The organism is Oryzomonas sagensis (assembly GCF_008802355.1).
GTDB classification, from domain to species: domain Bacteria; phylum Desulfobacterota; class Desulfuromonadia; order Geobacterales; family Pseudopelobacteraceae; genus Oryzomonas; species Oryzomonas sagensis.
On record NZ_VZRA01000008.1, the window covers coordinates 1 to 17,115 of the forward strand.

Annotated in this window: 19 protein-coding genes and 1 pseudogene; 10 read left to right on the top strand and 10 right to left on the bottom strand. The window is 59.0% G+C overall.

The genetic code is table 11. The features are described from left to right. The 3 genes and pseudogenes from F6V30_RS16145 to F6V30_RS16155 all read left to right on the top strand — a co-directional run. A pseudogene (locus tag F6V30_RS16145) lies at window positions 1-416 on the top strand (cytochrome c3 family protein); the annotation flags it as partial. Between the two features lie 28 nt (window positions 417-444). Continuing rightward, window positions 445-2,238, top strand: a complete 1,794-nt coding sequence (locus F6V30_RS16150; protein WP_151158155.1) for a multiheme c-type cytochrome — start codon at window positions 445-447, stop codon at window positions 2,236-2,238. A gap of 233 nt (window positions 2,239-2,471) precedes the next feature. Continuing rightward, window positions 2,472-3,020 (top strand): DUF2269 family protein, encoded by a 549-nt coding sequence (locus F6V30_RS16155; RefSeq protein WP_151158157.1) that lies wholly within the window; start codon window positions 2,472-2,474, stop codon window positions 3,018-3,020. Between the two features lie 42 nt (window positions 3,021-3,062). Here the strand turns inward: F6V30_RS16155 and F6V30_RS16160 are convergent, their stop codons facing one another. Then, window positions 3,063-3,830 carry a formylglycine-generating enzyme family protein gene (locus tag F6V30_RS16160; protein ID WP_191965747.1) on the bottom strand — a complete coding sequence of 256 codons (768 nt, stop codon included), beginning with the start codon at window positions 3,828-3,830 and terminating at the stop codon, window positions 3,063-3,065. A 238-nt stretch (window positions 3,831-4,068) separates the two neighbouring features. Here F6V30_RS16160 and F6V30_RS16165 point away from each other — a divergent pair, with 238 nt between their 5' ends. The 3 genes from F6V30_RS16165 to F6V30_RS16175 all read left to right on the top strand — a co-directional run bounded on the left by F6V30_RS16165 (window position 4,069) and on the right by F6V30_RS16175 (window position 5,586). After that, window positions 4,069-5,139 carry a branched-chain amino acid aminotransferase gene (locus tag F6V30_RS16165; protein ID WP_151158161.1) on the top strand — a complete coding sequence of 357 codons (1,071 nt, stop codon included), beginning with the start codon at window positions 4,069-4,071 and terminating at the stop codon, window positions 5,137-5,139. A 79-nt stretch (window positions 5,140-5,218) separates the two neighbouring features. Then, complete coding sequence (locus F6V30_RS16170) at window positions 5,219-5,380, top strand: hypothetical protein (protein ID WP_191965748.1); 162 nt, start codon at window positions 5,219-5,221, stop codon at window positions 5,378-5,380. 23 nt (window positions 5,381-5,403) lie between these two features. After that, window positions 5,404-5,586, top strand: coding sequence for a 4Fe-4S dicluster domain-containing protein (locus tag F6V30_RS16175; RefSeq protein ID WP_246163583.1), 183 nt, complete (start codon window positions 5,404-5,406; stop codon window positions 5,584-5,586). Here the strand turns inward: F6V30_RS16175 and F6V30_RS16180 are convergent. The 4 genes from F6V30_RS16180 to F6V30_RS17215 all read right to left on the bottom strand — a co-directional run bounded on the left by F6V30_RS16180 (window position 5,583) and on the right by F6V30_RS17215 (window position 9,326). Continuing rightward, window positions 5,583-7,652 (bottom strand): spermidine synthase, encoded by a 2,070-nt coding sequence (locus tag F6V30_RS16180; protein WP_151158165.1) that lies wholly within the window; start codon window positions 7,650-7,652, stop codon window positions 5,583-5,585. The genes F6V30_RS16175 and F6V30_RS16180 overlap by 4 nt on opposite strands. A 64-nt stretch (window positions 7,653-7,716) precedes the next feature. Beyond that, window positions 7,717-8,160 carry a tetratricopeptide repeat protein gene (locus F6V30_RS16185; protein WP_151158167.1) on the bottom strand — a complete coding sequence of 148 codons (444 nt, stop codon included), beginning with the start codon at window positions 8,158-8,160 and terminating at the stop codon, window positions 7,717-7,719. Window positions 8,161-8,211: 51 nt separating this feature from the next. Next, window positions 8,212-8,715, bottom strand: coding sequence for a ferritin-like domain-containing protein (locus F6V30_RS16190; protein ID WP_151158169.1), 504 nt, complete (start codon window positions 8,713-8,715; stop codon window positions 8,212-8,214). 191 nt (window positions 8,716-8,906) lie between these two features. After that, the gene (locus F6V30_RS17215; protein ID WP_191965749.1) at window positions 8,907-9,326 is read right to left on the bottom strand and encodes a MauE/DoxX family redox-associated membrane protein; all 420 of its coding nucleotides are present in this window, start codon (window positions 9,324-9,326) and stop codon (window positions 8,907-8,909) included. A gap of 172 nt (window positions 9,327-9,498) precedes the next feature. On the opposite strand from F6V30_RS17215, the gene F6V30_RS16200 reads away from it, so the two are divergent. Genes F6V30_RS16200 through F6V30_RS16210 form a run of 3 tightly spaced genes read left to right on the top strand, consistent with a single transcriptional unit; the run spans window position 9,499 to window position 12,466 of the window. Further along, complete coding sequence (locus F6V30_RS16200) at window positions 9,499-11,145, top strand: putative manganese-dependent inorganic diphosphatase (RefSeq protein WP_151158173.1); 1,647 nt, start codon at window positions 9,499-9,501, stop codon at window positions 11,143-11,145. Between the two features lie 56 nt (window positions 11,146-11,201). After that, window positions 11,202-12,035 (top strand): rhomboid family intramembrane serine protease, encoded by an 834-nt coding sequence (locus F6V30_RS16205; protein WP_151158175.1) that lies wholly within the window; start codon window positions 11,202-11,204, stop codon window positions 12,033-12,035. 47 nt (window positions 12,036-12,082) lie between these two features. Next, window positions 12,083-12,466: a DUF4124 domain-containing protein gene (locus tag F6V30_RS16210; protein ID WP_151158177.1), complete on the top strand. Its 384-nt coding sequence runs from the start codon at window positions 12,083-12,085 to the stop codon at window positions 12,464-12,466. A 105-nt stretch (window positions 12,467-12,571) separates the two neighbouring features. Here the strand turns inward: F6V30_RS16210 and F6V30_RS16215 are convergent, their stop codons facing one another. After that, the gene (locus F6V30_RS16215) at window positions 12,572-12,943 is read right to left on the bottom strand and encodes a c-type cytochrome (RefSeq protein WP_151158179.1); all 372 of its coding nucleotides are present in this window, start codon (window positions 12,941-12,943) and stop codon (window positions 12,572-12,574) included. 199 nt (window positions 12,944-13,142) lie between these two features. On the opposite strand from F6V30_RS16215, the gene F6V30_RS16220 reads away from it, so the two are divergent. After that, window positions 13,143-13,463, top strand: coding sequence for a cytochrome C (locus tag F6V30_RS16220; protein WP_246163584.1), 321 nt, complete (start codon window positions 13,143-13,145; stop codon window positions 13,461-13,463). A gap of 153 nt (window positions 13,464-13,616) precedes the next feature. On the opposite strand, the gene F6V30_RS16225 is transcribed toward F6V30_RS16220, so the two are convergent. The 4 genes from F6V30_RS16225 to rpsA all read right to left on the bottom strand — a co-directional run bounded on the left by F6V30_RS16225 (window position 13,617) and on the right by rpsA (window position 17,067). After that, window positions 13,617-14,393, bottom strand: coding sequence for a DODA-type extradiol aromatic ring-opening family dioxygenase (locus F6V30_RS16225; RefSeq protein WP_151158181.1), 777 nt, complete (start codon window positions 14,391-14,393; stop codon window positions 13,617-13,619). A 101-nt stretch (window positions 14,394-14,494) separates the two neighbouring features. Continuing rightward, window positions 14,495-15,088: a YceI family protein gene (locus F6V30_RS16230; RefSeq protein ID WP_151158183.1), complete on the bottom strand. Its 594-nt coding sequence runs from the start codon at window positions 15,086-15,088 to the stop codon at window positions 14,495-14,497. Window positions 15,089-15,171: 83 nt separating this feature from the next. Beyond that, window positions 15,172-15,618 (bottom strand): MarR family winged helix-turn-helix transcriptional regulator, encoded by a 447-nt coding sequence (locus tag F6V30_RS16235; protein WP_246163586.1) that lies wholly within the window; start codon window positions 15,616-15,618, stop codon window positions 15,172-15,174. Between the two features lie 228 nt (window positions 15,619-15,846). Continuing rightward, complete coding sequence (gene rpsA, locus F6V30_RS16240; protein WP_151158185.1) at window positions 15,847-17,067, bottom strand: 30S ribosomal protein S1; 1,221 nt, start codon at window positions 17,065-17,067, stop codon at window positions 15,847-15,849. Window positions 17,068-17,115 lie beyond the last annotated feature (48 nt).

Here is a 17,115-nt window from a genome sequence, read left to right on the forward strand (position 1 = left end):
CGCAGAGCAATGCTGGGCGCGACTACAAACCGAAGAGCCACCGGAGCGGCTGGCTGCAGATTCACCCGATCAAGGCTCAGGACAACCAGCAGCAATGCTATCGCTGCCATGACCAGAAATACTGCACGGCGTGCCACAGCAAACTTCCCCAGGCCGGCCTGAAATCGCTGGGCTTCAAATCCCACAACAGCCAGGCGGTGAACGGGAACAGATGGGGCATGGAGCATGCCACCGAAGCGCGGCGCAACCTGCAGGCATGCCAGACGTGCCATGCCGACGGCGACACCTGCAAGAAATGCCACAGCGCGACGACAGGCGGTGTGAACCCCCATCCGCGCGGCTTCAAGGGCGGCAACTACAAAGACAGAAGCGGCGGCAAGGTTTGCTTGCAGTGCCACCTGTCGGGAACCTTTTAGGTAATTACCAACCAGAGGGAGGAAAACTATGCAGATCAATAAGTTAAGCATGATGTTGCTGGGCGCGTTGTCTTGTGCCGTATTATTGAACGGCTGCGGCGCCAGCAGCAAAGAAGCGGGCGTGCTCCCAAGCGATGTGCCCAAGGTCGACGAAGCATTTTGTCTCGGGTGCCATAGCACCTGGATTGATAAAGTTGACGGTACGTCGATCGTTCAGGCGTATTTGGCTTCAAAGCATTTTGCAACCGGAGAGGTCGGTTGCCAGGATTGCCATGGCGGCGGTTCCCAGCATAACGGTGTCGGCCCCATGCCCTTTCCGAGTCCCGACTCCGCCGGAATATGCTATGCCTGCCACAACCAGCCAATTCCCGGCAATGCATTTAAAGATCCGTTTCTTTCCTTTGCCCCCGGCCATTTTTTCAATTATACCGCGGCGAACAACAGTTCTCCCACCACCACCAAGCAGGCTGAGTACGTAAGCAAAAACTACACGAATGCCTGCACAAGTTGCCATAAGCCGCACAATCCGGCACCCGGTGTGGAACACTTCGACTGGGCAGGGTCCGGTCATGGCGACGTTCAGGCTGAAGCGGCACGACACTATGATTTCAAAAATGTGTTTGCTGGTTGCGCCGTCCGCTGCCATACGGCAACCGGTTATATCAACTATGTAACGTCCTCAGACACAAACACCGCAATTTGGGCGGCTAGCGGCGACAAGACCCGTGAACCGGTCACGACCTGCAAATCATGTCACTCCAGCTACAATTTCAAAGGCAGTGTCCGCCAATTGAAGGCTTTTACTGCACCTTACACGGTTCCGGTGACATATCCGGACCACAACGCCTCCAACCTCTGCATGCGCTGCCATACGGGGACAACATCCGGCGCTTCGGTCGCGGCGCTGAGCAGCTACTCCGCAGCGGGCCAGACCTCGCACCATGCTCCGGCCGCCCAGGTCTTTTACGGCTTTGCCTTCCATTTCTATACTTCTCACGTTAAGTACAATACCGGTTACAACAGGGGCAAATCCTTTGGTAACTGGAATCATGGCCGGCTGGGGGTAACTAATCCGGCAACGGGTAGCAATTTTATTGCAACCGAGGGCGCAGTGGGTACTGCGACGGATTCTGGTTCGAACGGTCCTTGCGTTGCCTGCCATTATGGCAATGCAAGTGCAGTGGGCGCTTTCCCCAATAGAAGTTCTCATACCCTGGATCCTTTCGTAACAGCCAAATCGACGACGTTGACCAATGTCGGTTGTTACGGCTGCCATGGTGGTGATGGGAACCTGAGCGTACATGCTGATAATGAAAAGGCGAAGTTCGCTACCTACATGGATTTTGTCAACTTCACCCTGCAGCAGAACAATATCTTCGCAGACGTCAACAATCGCACCTTCTCGAGGGATGTCACCGTTAGCGGAACATTGCCGGTTACCCCTGCAAGCACCGGCTTCGGCAGCGGTACGCAGATCAAGTCATGGAATAGAGTCGGTCCTGTTTCAGGGACGCCATCGGCCAAATTCAACATGGGAGCGGCGTACAACTACTACCTGTTCGCCTCGGACGCTGGCCTGCATGTCCATAACCGCGGTTATGTGCGCACGGTTATGTTCGATATAGTCCAGTACCTGCAGACCGGCACCTTGAATCCAAATGTCGGCATCAGTTTTACCGCCTATTCGACAGCCCACCCTAATCCTTCGGTCACCGTCAACGGTGTTGCTTACCCGGTAAGTATTAGCTCGGTGAAGTCGGCACTGCAGTCGGGCGGTAAACGTCGGGTGCCAAGCGTAGATAATGTTAATGGTTTTTACTAAAATTGGATTTTAGTCCATGATGTAATCCGACCCCGCCTCGAAAGAGGCGGGGTTTTTCTTGTTTTAGCTGGTGTGGCGTTATCATTTTCCGCGGCATCGAGATGAGACGTCTGGTGGAACGATTTTGCACTGCCACGCCGGGAATGTTCCGTATACATTATGTGCAATTTGTCTGCATCGGATTATAGTATTTAGAGTGAGAAGAGGCGTATCGGGCGGGGAGGTGCTACATCATGCAGGTACTTGAGGAATACAGTACCGTCAGCATCGTACTCAAGTTCACGCATATCATTTCATCCTGCATCTGGTTTGGGACCGTCGTCTGTATCGGGGTTCTGCTCTATCTCAACCATGAATCCGGCAGCACCGCGGAGTTGAACGCCTTCAACCTGGGAATCCACTATCTGGACAACTATCTGATCGGTCCGTCGGTGATCATCAGTATATTGAGCGGAGTATTTCTCTGCTTCTGCAAAAAACTGCAATTATTTGCCTGCCGGTGGGTGATCAAAAAATGGCTGGGCAGCCTGATTGCCGTGGCATTCGGCCTGATATGGCTTGCCCCGTGGTTGCGGGAGTTGGAGATCATCTGTAAGATCAACCAGTTCATGGTCTTTACCATACCCGGCTACTATCGCACCTATTACCTGAACCATATCAGTCTCGTGGTCCAGGAAATCATGTTGCTCTACCTGATTCTCATCTCCCTCTTGAAACCATGTGCCGACCATAAGAATTGCATCCACTGCCGGGAGCGCTTCGGTTACAGAAAAGATGAGTGACAAGCCGCTTTCGGCGCCTCTGCCGTTCCCTGACCCGGTGGGTCAGGGGGCTGTAATGACCAGACGGAATCCCACGTCATAGGTATGCACCTCCGGCGCCAGAGAACTGCGCACCGAAGCCCTGACACTCTTGGGGAGCATGAACCAGCCGCCGCCACGGATGACGCGGTTCGAGCCGGTTGAAGGCCCCTGGGGATTGTCCTTGATGCTGGAAAATTTTTCGTCATACCAATCGCTGACCCATTCCCAGACATTGCCGCTCATGTCGTAGATGCCCAGACCGTTGGGCCGCTTCCTCGCCACACGTTGGGTGCGGTCGCCCGAGGTGCTGAAGTACCATGCCACGGCCTCCGCATCGTTGCCGCCGCAGAATTTTTCGCTCTTGCCGCCGCTACGGCAGGCGTACTCCCATTCTGCCTCGGTAGGCAGGCGGTACTCCTTACCGCTTAGTTTGTTAAGCTTGCTGATGAACTCCTGCACGTCATTCCAGCTTACGTTCTCCGCCGGGCAATCGTCGCCGCAGCTCTTGAAAAACGACGGATTGTTCCCCATCACCACTTTCCATTGGTTCTGGGTCGTTTCCTGCTTTGCCATGCTGAAGTCGGAGACGCAGACATCGTGAGGCGGTTTTTCGTTGCTGGCGCCGTCGCCAAAGGTGTCGCCCATCTTGAAACAGCCGCCGGTGACGCGGGCAAACCGGATGCCGGTAGTGGCATCGGTATAATCCTTGGCAGCCTCTCCAAAGGACGGCGCTGCTGCAAGCAGGGGCATGAACCCAATGCAGGCCGCAACAAACAACAATTTTTTCATGACAATGCCTCCCTCCATTTCTTCTCAGCATCGATAGCTGCTCACGGCCCCAAGGGCGCGAATGCCGCAGCCGTATCCAGGGGGATGCGCCGCCGATGCCGCGCAGTTTACAATATGCCTTATTTTTGTCCTTTTTACATTATCAAAACTAGGGTTGAAAGTGCTATGGGAAATTGATATAGTTTCTAGACAAATTATTACGATGACATTGTCATGGCATCATTTCCGGAGGCGCTTCATGGATATTTCAGTACTACCGTTGTCCGCTGATAAGATGAAGGCAAAATTCAAGGACGAATCGCATCTCGGCTTTGGCAAGATATTTACCGATCGGATGTTTCTGGCCGAATGGAGTGCCGGTAAAGGGTGGCACGATGCCCGCGTCAAACCTTACGAGCCGTTCGTGCTCGACCCGGCTTGCCTGGTGTTTCACTATGCCCAGGAAATTTTCGAAGGACTCAAGGCCTACAAGTGGGATGACGGCAGGGTTGCCCTGTTTCGCCCCGAGATGAACGCCCGGCGTTTTCAAACCTCGGCGGAACGTCTCTGCATGCCCGAGGTCCCCGAAGATCTCTTTTTGAACGGCATCGAGAAGCTGGTTTCGCTGGAGCGCGACTGGATTCCCACCGCCCCCGGAACCTCCCTCTATATCCGGCCCGCCATGATCGCCGTTGAGCCGGTATTGGGGGTGAAAACCTCCGATCATTACTATTTCTATGTCATCGCCTCACCGGTGGGCGCCTATTATGCCGCCGGATTCAATCCGGTCAGCATCCTGGTGGAAGACAAGTATGTGCGCGCCACGCCGGGCGGCACCGGCGAAGCCAAGACCGGCGGTAATTATGCCAGCTCGATGAAGGCCGGCCAGGATGCCAAGAAAAGGGGATTCGATCAAGTGCTCTGGCTGGACGGCCGTGAACGGCGCTACATCGAAGAGGTCGGGGCCATGAATATGTTCTTCGTCTACGGCAACCACATCGTCACCGCCCCCTTGGCCGGTTCGATCCTTGCCGGTGTTACCCGCGACTCGGTGCTCAAGCTGGCCACGACCCTGGGATGCACGGTGGAGGAACGCCCCATCGATGTCAACGAACTGATGGCCGACTTCAAGAGCGGCAAGGTCACCGAGGCCTTCGGCAGCGGTACGGCAGCGGTGATTACGCCGGTCGGCAAACTCTGCTACAAGGACGAGTGCGTCTCGGTGGGGCAAGGGGTGGGGCGCCTGACCCAACGGCTGTACGATACCCTGACCGGCATCCAGACCGGCAAGATCGCCGATACGTTCGACTGGGTGCGTTTTGTAGCCTGAAAATGACTGAATCGGGGGAGCGGCACGTCAACCGCTCCCCCGGCCTATGAGGGTAACCATGTCCCCCAGGAACAAGGAAATGAAGCAGGCCTCCCCCAACCGGTTGTGCGGTTCGTGTCGCCGCACGTGCAAACAGGCGGCAAATGCCGTCGTTGCCAAGTGCCCCCGTTACTACCCCTTCAGCCGTACCACCCAGAAACCTGAATTTACATGGAAACAGCTCGACCTGGGCCTCTTTTAGGCTCCTCTCCGTCGGTACCCCGCGTGGCCGTCGGTCGCTGCTCCGGTTGCGGCCGGTGCGTGGCCGCCTGTCTGCTGCATGTGGTAACGCTTGAACAACAGGGATACCGCAAGGCGGCCCGCATCGTGTCCGCGGAGCGCTGCACCCGCTGCGGCGCCTGTGTCGCGAGTTGCCCCATCGGCGCACTCATTACGGACACCCCCTAGAACTTCACCAGCGGCCACAGGCTGGCGTAGTCGTCCGTCCAGGGCCGGGCCGCCGCCGGCGGTAGCGGCGCGAGCCTGCCCCGCAGTGCGGCATCGTTCATGAATTCCGCGTTCTTGGTGAGCAGTATCCAGTCGGCCTTGAAGATACCGTTTGGGCTATCGGCCGGCGAACTGACGGACGCCACGCGAAAGCCTTCCCGTTCTCCCTCGGTTCTGATGAGGGGGGGGAGGTCGAGGAAACGGTTGGTGACATTGATGGCGATGATGCCGTCAGGGCGCAGATGGCGGCCGTACACGGCGAAACATTCCCTGGTCAGGAGGTGGATCGGGATGGCGTCGCTGCTGAAGGCATCCACCACCATGATGTCGAATTGCTGCGGCCGCCCCGCTGCAAGTTCCGCTTCCAGCAGCAAACGCGCGTCGCCGGTAGCCGTCTCGATCCGGGCGGCGGAATCGGCAAGGTAGGAAAAACGTTCCCGGGCAATGGCGATGACCGCCGGGTTGATCTCATAAAAGCGGAACAGATCGTCCGGATGTCCGTACACCGCGATGGAACCGGTCCCGAGACCGATAACGCCGACCCGTAACGGCAGGCGGAGCGCGCGGCGCGGGTGGAGGAGCAGGGCAAGCCCGGCGCCGCTCCGGGGGCCATAGTACGACGTGGCGAGGCGGCGTCTCCCCGGTTCCACGAACTGGATGCCGTGGGTGATGGCACCATGCATCAAGGTCCGCATTTCGCCGGAGTTTTCCTGGTGCTTTACCACCCGCAGGACCCCGTAAAAATTGCGGGTGACCGTGTCGGTATAGGGCGTATAACTCAGCAGCGGGCGTGCCGTAGTCATGACGAGCAGAGCGATGCCGCAGCCGGCAAGCGGCAATAGCCAGCGCGGGGCGCGGCTGAAGAAGCCGCTTCGGCGCCAAGCGGCAACAACGGTGAGACAGATGGCCCACCACGTGACCGGATACTCCCAGAAGTTGGTGAAAAGGGCCGGCGCGGCCAGCGCGACGAACATGCCGCCCAGCGCCCCGCCTGCCGCTAGCGCCAGGTAAAAGGTCGTCAGGCGGGTGGGGTGGGGGCGGGAGCGCACCAGTTCGCCGTGGCAGACCATGCAGCCGGCGAACAGTGCGGCGAGGTAGACGACGACCTGCAGCGGCAATGACACCCTGGCGCCCAAAGCGAAGGCCGAGCAGGCGGGGACCAGAAAGCCGGGCAGAAGGATGCCCCACAGAACCCGGTTATAACTCTGGTCGTTGCGGAAACAGATAACGAAGCTGAGCAGGTAGAGGGCGAGGGGGGCCACCCAGAGAAAAGGGATCACCGCCACCTCCTGGCAGAGCTGGTTCGTTGTCGCCAGCAGCAGGGCGGAACCGCATGCCGAGAGCAGCAGCCAGAATAACAGGTCTACGGCTGAGATCGCCGGCCCGGTCGCATCCTCTCTCCGTTCAGGTTGACCGCCATTTGTGGCTATGGCGCCGCGAAATGTGCCGGAGAGAACCGGCCGCAGGACGCAGGCGGCACAGGCCAAGCTGTAGAGGCCGAACCCCCAGCTCCAGACAATGGCCTGATGCCGGAGGGAGAGCAGGGGCTCGACGATGAACGGGTAGCTTGCAAGGGCCAACAGCGAGGCGACGTTGGAGAGGGAGTAGAGCCGGTAGGGCGAATGCTTCGGAAAATCGTGCTGGAACCAGTGTTGAACAAGGGGAGCTGAGGCGCAGAGCGTGAGGTACGGCAATCCGACGGTGGCCGCCAGGAGCGCAAGGATCGTCGGTGCGGGGGGGCTCCCCGAAGCGGGTTTCCAGATATCCGCGGCGGGAGCGACCGGCAACAGGATGAGGGACGCGATCAGGAGCACGCCATGGAGGCAGGCCTGCCGCGTCCGGCTCAGGGTCGAGACGCCATGGGCATAGGAGTAGCCGGCCAAAAGCCCGACCTGGAAGAAAACCATGCAGGTCGCCCAGACGGCAGGCCCGCCGCCGAACCAGGGAAGGATGGAACGGCCGACAAGCGGCTGGAGTTGGAACAGGAGGAACGAACCGAGGAAGATCGTGATGGTATGCAGGGGCATCGCTTCCTCCCGAGGCTGTACCTCTTTCTGGGGTTCCTCTATCTCGAGCCAAACGCACGGAACGTTAGCGCATGCCAAGTCTCGTGAGCAGGATGCCGAGGAATTTGTTGATGGGATTGTTGCGATGCAAAAATGACATGACCGGCGGTTTCCGCACGCCGACCACGGCAAGCAGCGCAGCAAGTTCCGGATCAGGGGCGTGCTGGATCCCCTCCCTGAGAACCTTGAGGGCATCCTCTTTGTTTGGCCCCAACAGGTGGATGCGGGCAAGGTTCAGATAATGAACCGGATTGCCCGGCTCCTGTGCCAACGCCTCGCGGCACAGGGCCACCCCCTTTGTGACATGGCCCCGCTCCTTTGCCATGCAATAGGCGTAATAGGAGGCGCAGAGGGGGGTTGGCCGGGCCTCCATGGATTTTTCGAAATGCCCCAATGCCCTCAGGATACTGCCGGCCTCAAACAGGATCAGGCCGTTATCGAACTCCTTGCGCGCATCATTAGCGGCCATGCATAACTCCCGGTGGATGTTTGATGAAGATGTGGTCCGACCTTCCGGTTCTCACCCCTTGAAAGCCCTCATCATCAATTCAAAATCCTCCAGAAGCGCCTGCAGGTCTTCCTCATGCTCGATTTCCTGCTGGAGGATCTGCAGCACCATGTTGTGGGTGATGGGGTCCTTGTCCTTGGTCACCTCCAGAAGCCGGCTATAGACGCCGATGGCGCACTGCTCTCCCTTGATGTTCTGGTCGATGATGACCTTGACAAACGGATCGTCCGGGGCGTCGTAGCCGCAGTTGGTCAATTTGTACCAATCTTCCGGCTTGGTGACCGGGGTCCCGCCGAGTTGGATGATCCGCAGGGCGACCATATCGGCGTGCAGCAACTCCTCGGTGGCATGCTGGAGCAGTTCGGCCCCGACCGCATCCTTCATGGGGCCTTTCACCAGCTTGGCGCCCAGCCAGTACTGATAATAGGCAAACCACTCATCGCAAAAGGCCCGTCGTAACAGATCGATGAGTTCATCCACATCCATGCCGATGATTTCACGTGCTCTTGACCCCATGATGTCCTCCCTGCCATTAAGTATGTTGCAACGAAGCAGCCGCTATGATTGAAACGTGATCGTGTAGGGCAAACCTCCGTTCCATTGTATTGGAATGGCAGGTGGTTACGACCGGAAACCTCGTGCCGCCGTTCAGGGGATGGCGTGCATCGTACCGGTAAAGCTGCTTTCATCCGGTACGATGGCTCTGCTCAGCGGGTGTACAACGGCGGGACCGGGCGGGCGAGCCGGGCCAGCAGCAGCGACAGGGCAACCAGTACCAGGTTCTGTCCCACCGTCATCCAGGAAAGGGGGCGGGCAAGGTAGGAGCCGAAACAGCCGCAGTTGAGAATCGGTACGTTGCGCAGGAGCATGAAGGCGGCAAAACAGGCATAGACGCTATGCAGCACCAACGAGGTCCAGGCCGCCTGCCGCAGATGGCGCCCCCAAAAAAGCCATGAACCGACCACCAGTTCGACCCCGCTGATCATGATCGCCGCCGGCCAGTGCAGCCCCTGGGGAAAGATGTGATACGAATGCAGTACCGCTACGAAGCCCGACATGTTGCTCAGTTTGGCGATTGAGGCCGCCAGCAGGATCAGTCCGAGCACTATGCGCAATGCTGTTTTCATGATGGCTCCTTTTGGGGGCTCATAACATATTGTAAAATGGACATGTAGCACGATTTTGCGCCAATGTAAATCCGCCATTCTGCGAACTGTCGCATGGCAGGGGGCGGGGGCCTGTTTGACAATGTCGTCCGCCATCCCTATACTGGCCCCACAAAAATGTGCAGGAGCAACCATGAACAAACAGATATATGTCATCGGGCACAAAAATCCCGATACCGACTCCATAGCGGCGGCCATCGGCTACGCGGAGTTGAAGAAGCAACTCGGCCATGCCAACGTCAAGGCTGCCATGGCGGGCTCGCCCAATCCCCAAACCCTGTATATCCTTGGCCGCCTCGGCATTGAGCTGCCGGTTTACCTGGCCGATATTCACCCCAAGGTGCGCGACGTCATCAAACGCCAACCGGTCACCGCCGGGGCGGAGATGCCGCTCAGGGAGGCCTTGGCGCTGTTCCATCGCCATAGCATCAGGGTGCTGCCGGTGGTGGATGGGGCGAATGCTCCCATCGGTATTGTCTCCCTTCTCAAGTTGTCGGAAAAATATCTGGTGGCGGGCTCCGACCGCAAACGGGGGGTGGACAGCTCGCTCTCCGCTCTGGCCGGCAGCCTGGATGCAACCTTTCTGTCCGGTGCCGCGTCGGACGAACTGGAACACCTCCACCTCTTCATCGGCGCCATGGAAGAGAAATCCTTCCTCTCCAGAATTGCCGGTTATGACCCGGCGACCATGCTGGTCATGACCGGGGATCGCCCCTCCATCCAGCAGGCGGCCATCGACAAAGGGGTGCGGATTTTGGTGGTGACCGGTGGTTTGGCGGTCGGGGACGATCTGGTCGCCAAGGGGAGGGAGGCCGGCGTCGCAATCCTTTCGACGCCCCACGACACCGCCACGGCCGCCTGGCTGGCCCGCCTCTCCACGCCTCTGGCCTGCTTCATCGAACCGGGATTTGAGCGGGTCGGCGTCGGCGAACCGCTGGAACACCTGCGCCTCAAGCTGCTCCACTCGGGCGAGCCTGCGGTGGTGGCCGTGGAAGAGGACGGTTCCATCGCCGGGGTCGCCACCAAGTCGTCGCTTCTCGCCTCTTGCCCCTATGCCCTGATCCTGGTGGATCACAACGAACTGGGACAGGCCGTGCCGGGGGCGGAGACGGTGGAGATTCTGGAGGTGATCGACCACCACAAGCTGGGCAATCCCCCCAGCAATCAACCGATTACGTTCATGACGGCCCCGGTGGGGAGCACCTGCACGGTGGTTGCGACCCTCTACCGGGAACGGGGACGGGAGCCGGAAAAACCGATCGCCGCCCTGCTCTTGGCCGGTATCATGTCCGACACAGTCATACTCAAGTCTCCCACCACCACCGAACGGGACCGGGAGATGGTGGCCTGGCTGGAAGAACGGGCCGGCCTGGACCACGTGGCTTTCGGCAGGGACATCTTTTCCTCGTGCAGCGGTTTCAAGGCCTATGGATCGTTGGAAAAGGCCGTACGCTCCGACTTCAAACACTTCACGGCCCACGATACCCTTTTCGGCGTCGGTCAGGTCGAGGTGGTCGGTTTCGACGAGTTCTACGAGATCAAGGACGATCTGCGCCAGGTGCTCAAACAGGTCAAGGAAGAGGAAGGGCTGCATATGGCGGGCCTGATGGTGACCGACATCTACACCGAAAGCACGCTTTTCCTGGTGGAGGGGAAAAACGAACTGGCCCATGTCATGGGGTATCCCCAGTTGGAACCCCGCCTGTATGAACTGAAAGGGGTCATGTCCCGCAAGAAACAGATGGTGCCCCACCTGTTGAAGGTGCTGGGGGCGCTCTGACCACCAGCCGTCGCGTAACAGAAACAGGCACTAAAATTACCTCTGGAGTTACCATAATGACGCAAAAGGCAATGCTCTGTCCCCGCTGCCGTCAACTGATCGGCAGCGAAGAATCCGTCTGTTCCTGGTGCGGGGCGCAACGTTCCAGTGCCTGGTGGCGTCCCACGGCCTGGGTGCAGGGCGGGGTCGATGGGGTCTGGCTGGTCAAGGCCATCGTCACCGTCAATATCATCATCTATGCATTCTCCATCATCCTCAGCATGGGGCGCGGAAATGCCGCCGGCCTGTTGAGCATGCTCAGCCCGGACCAGATGAGCCTTATGCTGCTGGGGGCGACCGGAACGGTGCCTATCGACGGGTACAGCGGATACTGGACGGTGATCACCGCCAACTACCTGCATGGCGGCATTCTGCACCTTATCTTCAACCTGATGGCGCTGCGCCAGATAGCCCCCTGGGTCACCCAGGAGTACGGGCCTGGCCGCATGTTCGTCATCTATACCCTGGGGGGCGTCTGCGGCTACCTTGTTTCTTACTTGGCGGGGGTTCCCTTTACCATCGGCGCCTCGGGGGCCATTTGCAGCCTCATCGGTTCGCTGCTCTACTATGGCCGCAGCCGTGGCGGCGTCTACGGGGCCACGGTCTTCCGGGAGGTTAGCGGCTGGGTGTTCGGCTTGGCGCTGTTCGGCTTCATCATGCCGGGCATCAACAACTGGGCCCATGGCGGCGGTATTATCGGCGGGATCGTACTGGGGCTGCTTTTGGGGTATGATGAGCGCAATAGGGAGAACGCCTTGCATAGGCTCCTGGCACTACTGTGTGCCGCTACCACGGTGGGGTTGCTTGGGTGGAGGATTTTGGTGCTCGTCGCCCTCGGGGGCGGTCATTGATGTTGGATGTTGGTGCATCGAGAGGGACAACAGAGAGGGAGTAGACCATGAAACGATTGCTGGTGGTCATGGCGCTGATGCTGGCATCCAGCGCCCAGGCCGATGTCTATAAGTGGATCGATGGGCGGGGGGTGGCCCACTATACCAACAAGGAGTACGAGATTCCCGCGCGTTACAAGGCCCGGGCAAAGCCTCTGCACATCGAGGCGGTCCAGGCCGGAGCACCGGCCACATCCCCGGCACCTCCCCAGCAGGCCGCGCCCGCGCAACCTCCGGCCCAACCACCGGACAAGCAACCGGTGTCCTCCCCCCCTGTCGCCCCGTCGTCCCCTGCGCCACAGCCGGTCGTCACCCCGGCCGGAACGCCGCCGGCGCAGAGCGTCCCGATCCAGCCGAGAGTGAGGCGCAGGATTCATTCAGGGGAGGAGTAACCCGGTTACTGGTGAGAAGATGTATGGATGGATGCGCCCGGACACACCAAAGGGTTAGCCTGACGGCTAACCCTTTGGTGTGTCCGGAGAGGGAATATATGGAAATTACTTGAGGTTGCCCAGATAGTCGACAATAGCCTTGAGGTCGTCGGCCGGCAGGTCGGCGAAGGACGGCATGGCGGTTGAGGGGTTTTGCTTTTTGGGATCCTTGATGAAATCCTGGAGGCCGGCAGCATCTTTCCGGGAGGCGATGGCTGTCAGATCGGGGCCGACCACGCCGCCCTGATCCTTGATCTTGTGGCATTGGGCGCATTTGGCTTTGAAAAGTTGTTCTCCGGTCAGTTTTTGTGCCGGGGCTGACGCCGTCTGTTCGGAGGGCTTTTCCACCGGTCTGTTGGCGTCATTCTTGGTACAGGCCGCGGTTGCGGTCAGAGCAAACAGTGCAGCGAGTAAAATAAGGGCATGGTTGCAGCGCATGGGGCATCTCCTTTTCTGCTGATAATACAGATTTTATACACTCTATTCCAAACCCGGGCCGGCGGCAAATGTGTATACCGCTGCCGCGGCCCATTCGCGGGGGCGTTTTTGCCCTTTGTTGTTCTAACACGATTTGACAAAGAGAACTTCACGGGTAGCATCTCCTGAGAGGAATTCATTTCATTCAAGGAGCAACAGCATGAAAATGTCCGTGGCAACTCTCACCCTGTTGGCCGTGTCGGTAAGTAGTGCAATGGCAGCCGTTTCACCCTCCCCCGAGCGGGGCAAGGAGCTGTTCAACAGCGCCGCCCTGGGGACGAACGGTAAAAGTTGCGCCAGTTGCCATCCTGGGGGCAGTGGGCTGGAAAAGGCCGCTGCCTCTGCCCCTAAAAAACTTGAAAAGGTTGTAAACCAGTGCATTGTGAAAGCGCTCAAGGGAAAGGCCCTCCCGGCCGGTTCTCCTGACCTGGCTTCACTCGTCTCCTACCTGAAGACACTCTCCCCCGCCAAGACGAAATAGCGGGAAGGGAGCCAGCGTTCCCCGCAGGCGGTTCGCGTGCGGGACGCCGGCATGGGTGCGGATGGCAGCAAAGGGTACAAAAAAAGGCGGCCGCTTTCCGAAAAAGCGGCCGCCCTTTTTTGTACGTCTTACGCGGATGCGGCTAAAGCATGATTACTCCCAGGCGAAGGCTCCCATGGAGATAACCCCGTAGGTGAAGGCCCGGTGCAGCACTTTGCCCGTGTCTCCGGCCCCCATGGCGACAAACAGCGGCAGGAAGTGCTCCGGCGTCGGATGGTTTGCCTGGGCATGGGGCCCCTGCTCCCGATAGGCCAGGAGCGAATCCCGGTCATTGGTCTCCACGGCCTGGCAGAGCCAATCATCAAATTCCTTGGCATACGCCTGGGGCGGCTCATTGATGGCGCGTCCGAAAAAATCCCTGAGGTTGTGGGTCGCCGAGCCGCTGGCCAGGATCAGCACCCCCTCCTCCCGCAAGGGGCGGAGGGCCGCTCCGATTGCCGCATGGTGGGCCGGGCTCAGGTGCGGTTGCACCGACAGTTGAACCACCGGGATATCCGCGTGGGGATACATCAGTTTGAGCGGCACCCAGGCCCCATGGTCGAGGCCTCGTGTCTCCTCCCGGCTCGCTTCGATGCCGCGATTCTCCAGGAGTTGGGCGATGCGTTCGGCAAGAGCCGGGTCGCCCGGAGCCGGGTAGGTCATGCGGTAAAGTTCATCGGGAAAGCCGCCGAAGTCGTAGATCAGGTCCGGCTGCGTCGTATGGGCCGCCGTGGGAACGCGGGTGGTCCAGTGGGCCGAAATGCAGACAATCGCCCGCGGCCGTTCCATGGTGGCACCCAGTGTGAGCAGGAAGTCGCGGGTCGGTACCGGGTCGATCAACAGGGTGGGGGCTCCGTGTGAGATGAAAAGTGTCGGCAGGATTGGTCTCATGGTATTTCACCTCGTGCCATCCCCCTGAGGGCCGGGAAGCCGAACCGGTTCTCCGGCCCTCAGGGGGATGGTGTTACCGTGCCGAGTCGCAAGACCCGACGCTATTTTTTCTGCAGCAATTCCACTTCCAGGGTGATGGTGACCTCTTCGCCGACCATCACGCCGCCCGATTCTATGGCTTTGTTCCAGGTCAGACCGAAGTCCTTGCGATTGACCTTGGTGGTCGCGGTTGCACCGCGTTTGGTGTTGCCCCAGGGGTCTTTGTAGGCCTTGGTGGGGCCTTCCACGTCAAGCACCACTTCCCTGGTTATGCCGTGCAGGGTAAGATCGCCGTAGACTTTCAGTTTGTTGTTGCCAGCCTTTTTGACCTTTTTGGAGACAAAGGTCATGGCCGGGTATTTGGCCACATCGAAGAAGTCGGGGCTCTTCAGATGATCGTCCCGCTTGGTGACCCCGGTGGTGATGGAGGGGGTCTCGATGTTGACGGAGACCTTTGACCTGGTCACGTCCCTGTCGTCAATCTCCAGCGTGCCGTTGAAGTTACGGAACTCGCCTTTAACGTTGCTGACCATCAGGTGCTTGACCTTGAAGCCGACATTGGAATGATCCTGATCGATCGTCCAACTGGATGCTGCCGCCAAGCCGGGCAGGGCGAGGGCGATGATCATGCTGATGGCTGTGATGATGCGTTTCATGGTGATTCTCCTTTCAATGCAAGTGGTTTAAAGTAGTGTGATTGAATATCAAACTATCTGAATAAATTTTTTCGTTATCTGCTTTATCCCCTCCCTTCCCGTAAACCGAGTTTTTTGCACAGGGTACCCAGGGCTCCCTGCTCGTCGTTGGTAAGTACCTTCATTTCCGCAACAATTGCCGCCTCAACCCGGGCAAAGACCTCGTGGATCAACTCCAGCCCCTGATCGGTGAGCTGGATGGTCAGGTAACGCCGATCTTCGTTGATCCGTTCGCGCCGTACCAAACCTCTCTTTTCCAGGTTGTCGATGACCAGGGTGATGTTGCCGGTGCTCTTGAGGATCTTGGCCGCGATGTCCCGTTGGCACAATGGACCCTTATGCAGCAGCGCCTCCAACACCCCAAACTGGCTGATGGTCAGGTCGGCAGCCGCCATGTTGCGTCCCACGCGGCTGGTCACCGATTCCGCCGCGCGCATCAGTTTGGTGTAGGTGTTTAAAGCGCGATAGGTTGTGGTGTCGGTCGGTTTCATGGGCTCTTCTCGAATAATTACTTAATGTCATATTGTTTAATATTAAACTATACGAATCGCATCACCCTGTCAACATGTTTTTGCACTGCCCTGTCGTCGCTCTGAAACCGGGTGAGACGCCGTGCGGAAGGGGTTCTTGCCCCACAAAAGAACGGGGCAAGGAAACGTCTCGGTCGTCGTTCCTCGCCCCGTCGCTCGTAACGGTTATGGTCGGCGCAACCTCTGACGCTACTTTTTGCTCTTTTTGGCCTTGGCAAGCAGCAGGTCGCCAAATGTCCCCATCCCCTTGGGTGCCTCGTCCGCCCGGCGGCGGAACTCGGACAGGGTGGCCTCCTCCTCTTCGGCGGCCCGGGCCGCACCGGCCAGGCTCAGGGAGATGCGTCGCTCGGTACGATCCACACTCTCGACCTTGACCTCGATGGTTTCCCCCTCCTTGAGCACCTCGCGCGGGTGGTTGATACGCTTGCCTCCTCCCAGCTTTGAGATGTGGATCAGCCCGTCGATCCCGTCGGCCAGGGTGATGAAGGCGCCGAAAGGGGCGAGGCGCGAAACAACGCCGGTATGGAAGGAACCCTCGGGATAGGTCTGTGCCGCCAGGTCCCACGGGTTGGCCAGGGTGTCCTTGAGACTCAGGGAGACACGCTCCTTCTCCCGGTCTATGGTTTTGATTACCACCTTTATCTGCTGGCCGACGCTCAGAACCTCGCTCACCTCCTTGACCCTGCTCCAGCCGATCTCGGAGATGGGGAGCAGCCCTTCCAGGCCGCCGATATCCACAAAGGCGCCATAGTCTTGCAGGGAAGTGACCGTGCCGCTGACTGTCATACCTTCGCTGATGCCGGCCTGGACCTCTTCCCTGAGACGACGCTGTTCCTCTTCCAGCAGGGCGCGGCGGGAGACCACGATGTTGCGTCCCTTTTCGTCGTAGGCGGTGATGCGGAACGGCAGGCGGGTGCCGATAAACGCGGCCGGGTTGTCGGTGCGGCGCAGCGACATCTGGGAAAATGGGCAGAAAGCGCGGGTCGTACCGGCCAGCTTGATCTCGTACCCTCCCTTGATCTCCTTCTCCACCATCCCTTCCACCGGAACGCCGCTCTGGAATGCCTCTTCCAATTGGGCATTGCCCGATGCGCCGCCGCCGATCCTGGTGGTGAAGCGCATCTCGCCGTGGCTCGACGAGAGGAAATAGGCGGCGATGCTGTCGCCGATTTTTGCGGTCACATGACCATCCAGGTCCATGAGCTCTTTCACATCGACGACACCTTCGCCCTTTTGGCCGGTATCGATGAAGATCCATTCCGTGCCGACTTTCAATACCCGCGCCGTGACTTTTTGCCCCGGCTCCAGCCACCGGGTATGCTGTTTCGCACTCTGCTCGAACATCTCGGCAAAGCTTTCGCCTTCAGACTCATCTTCGTTTGGTTGTTCCTGGTCGTCGTTGTCTAGCATGGTCTCCCCGTTCGTGTGAATGATATCTCCCGCCCGATCGTTGCGCCG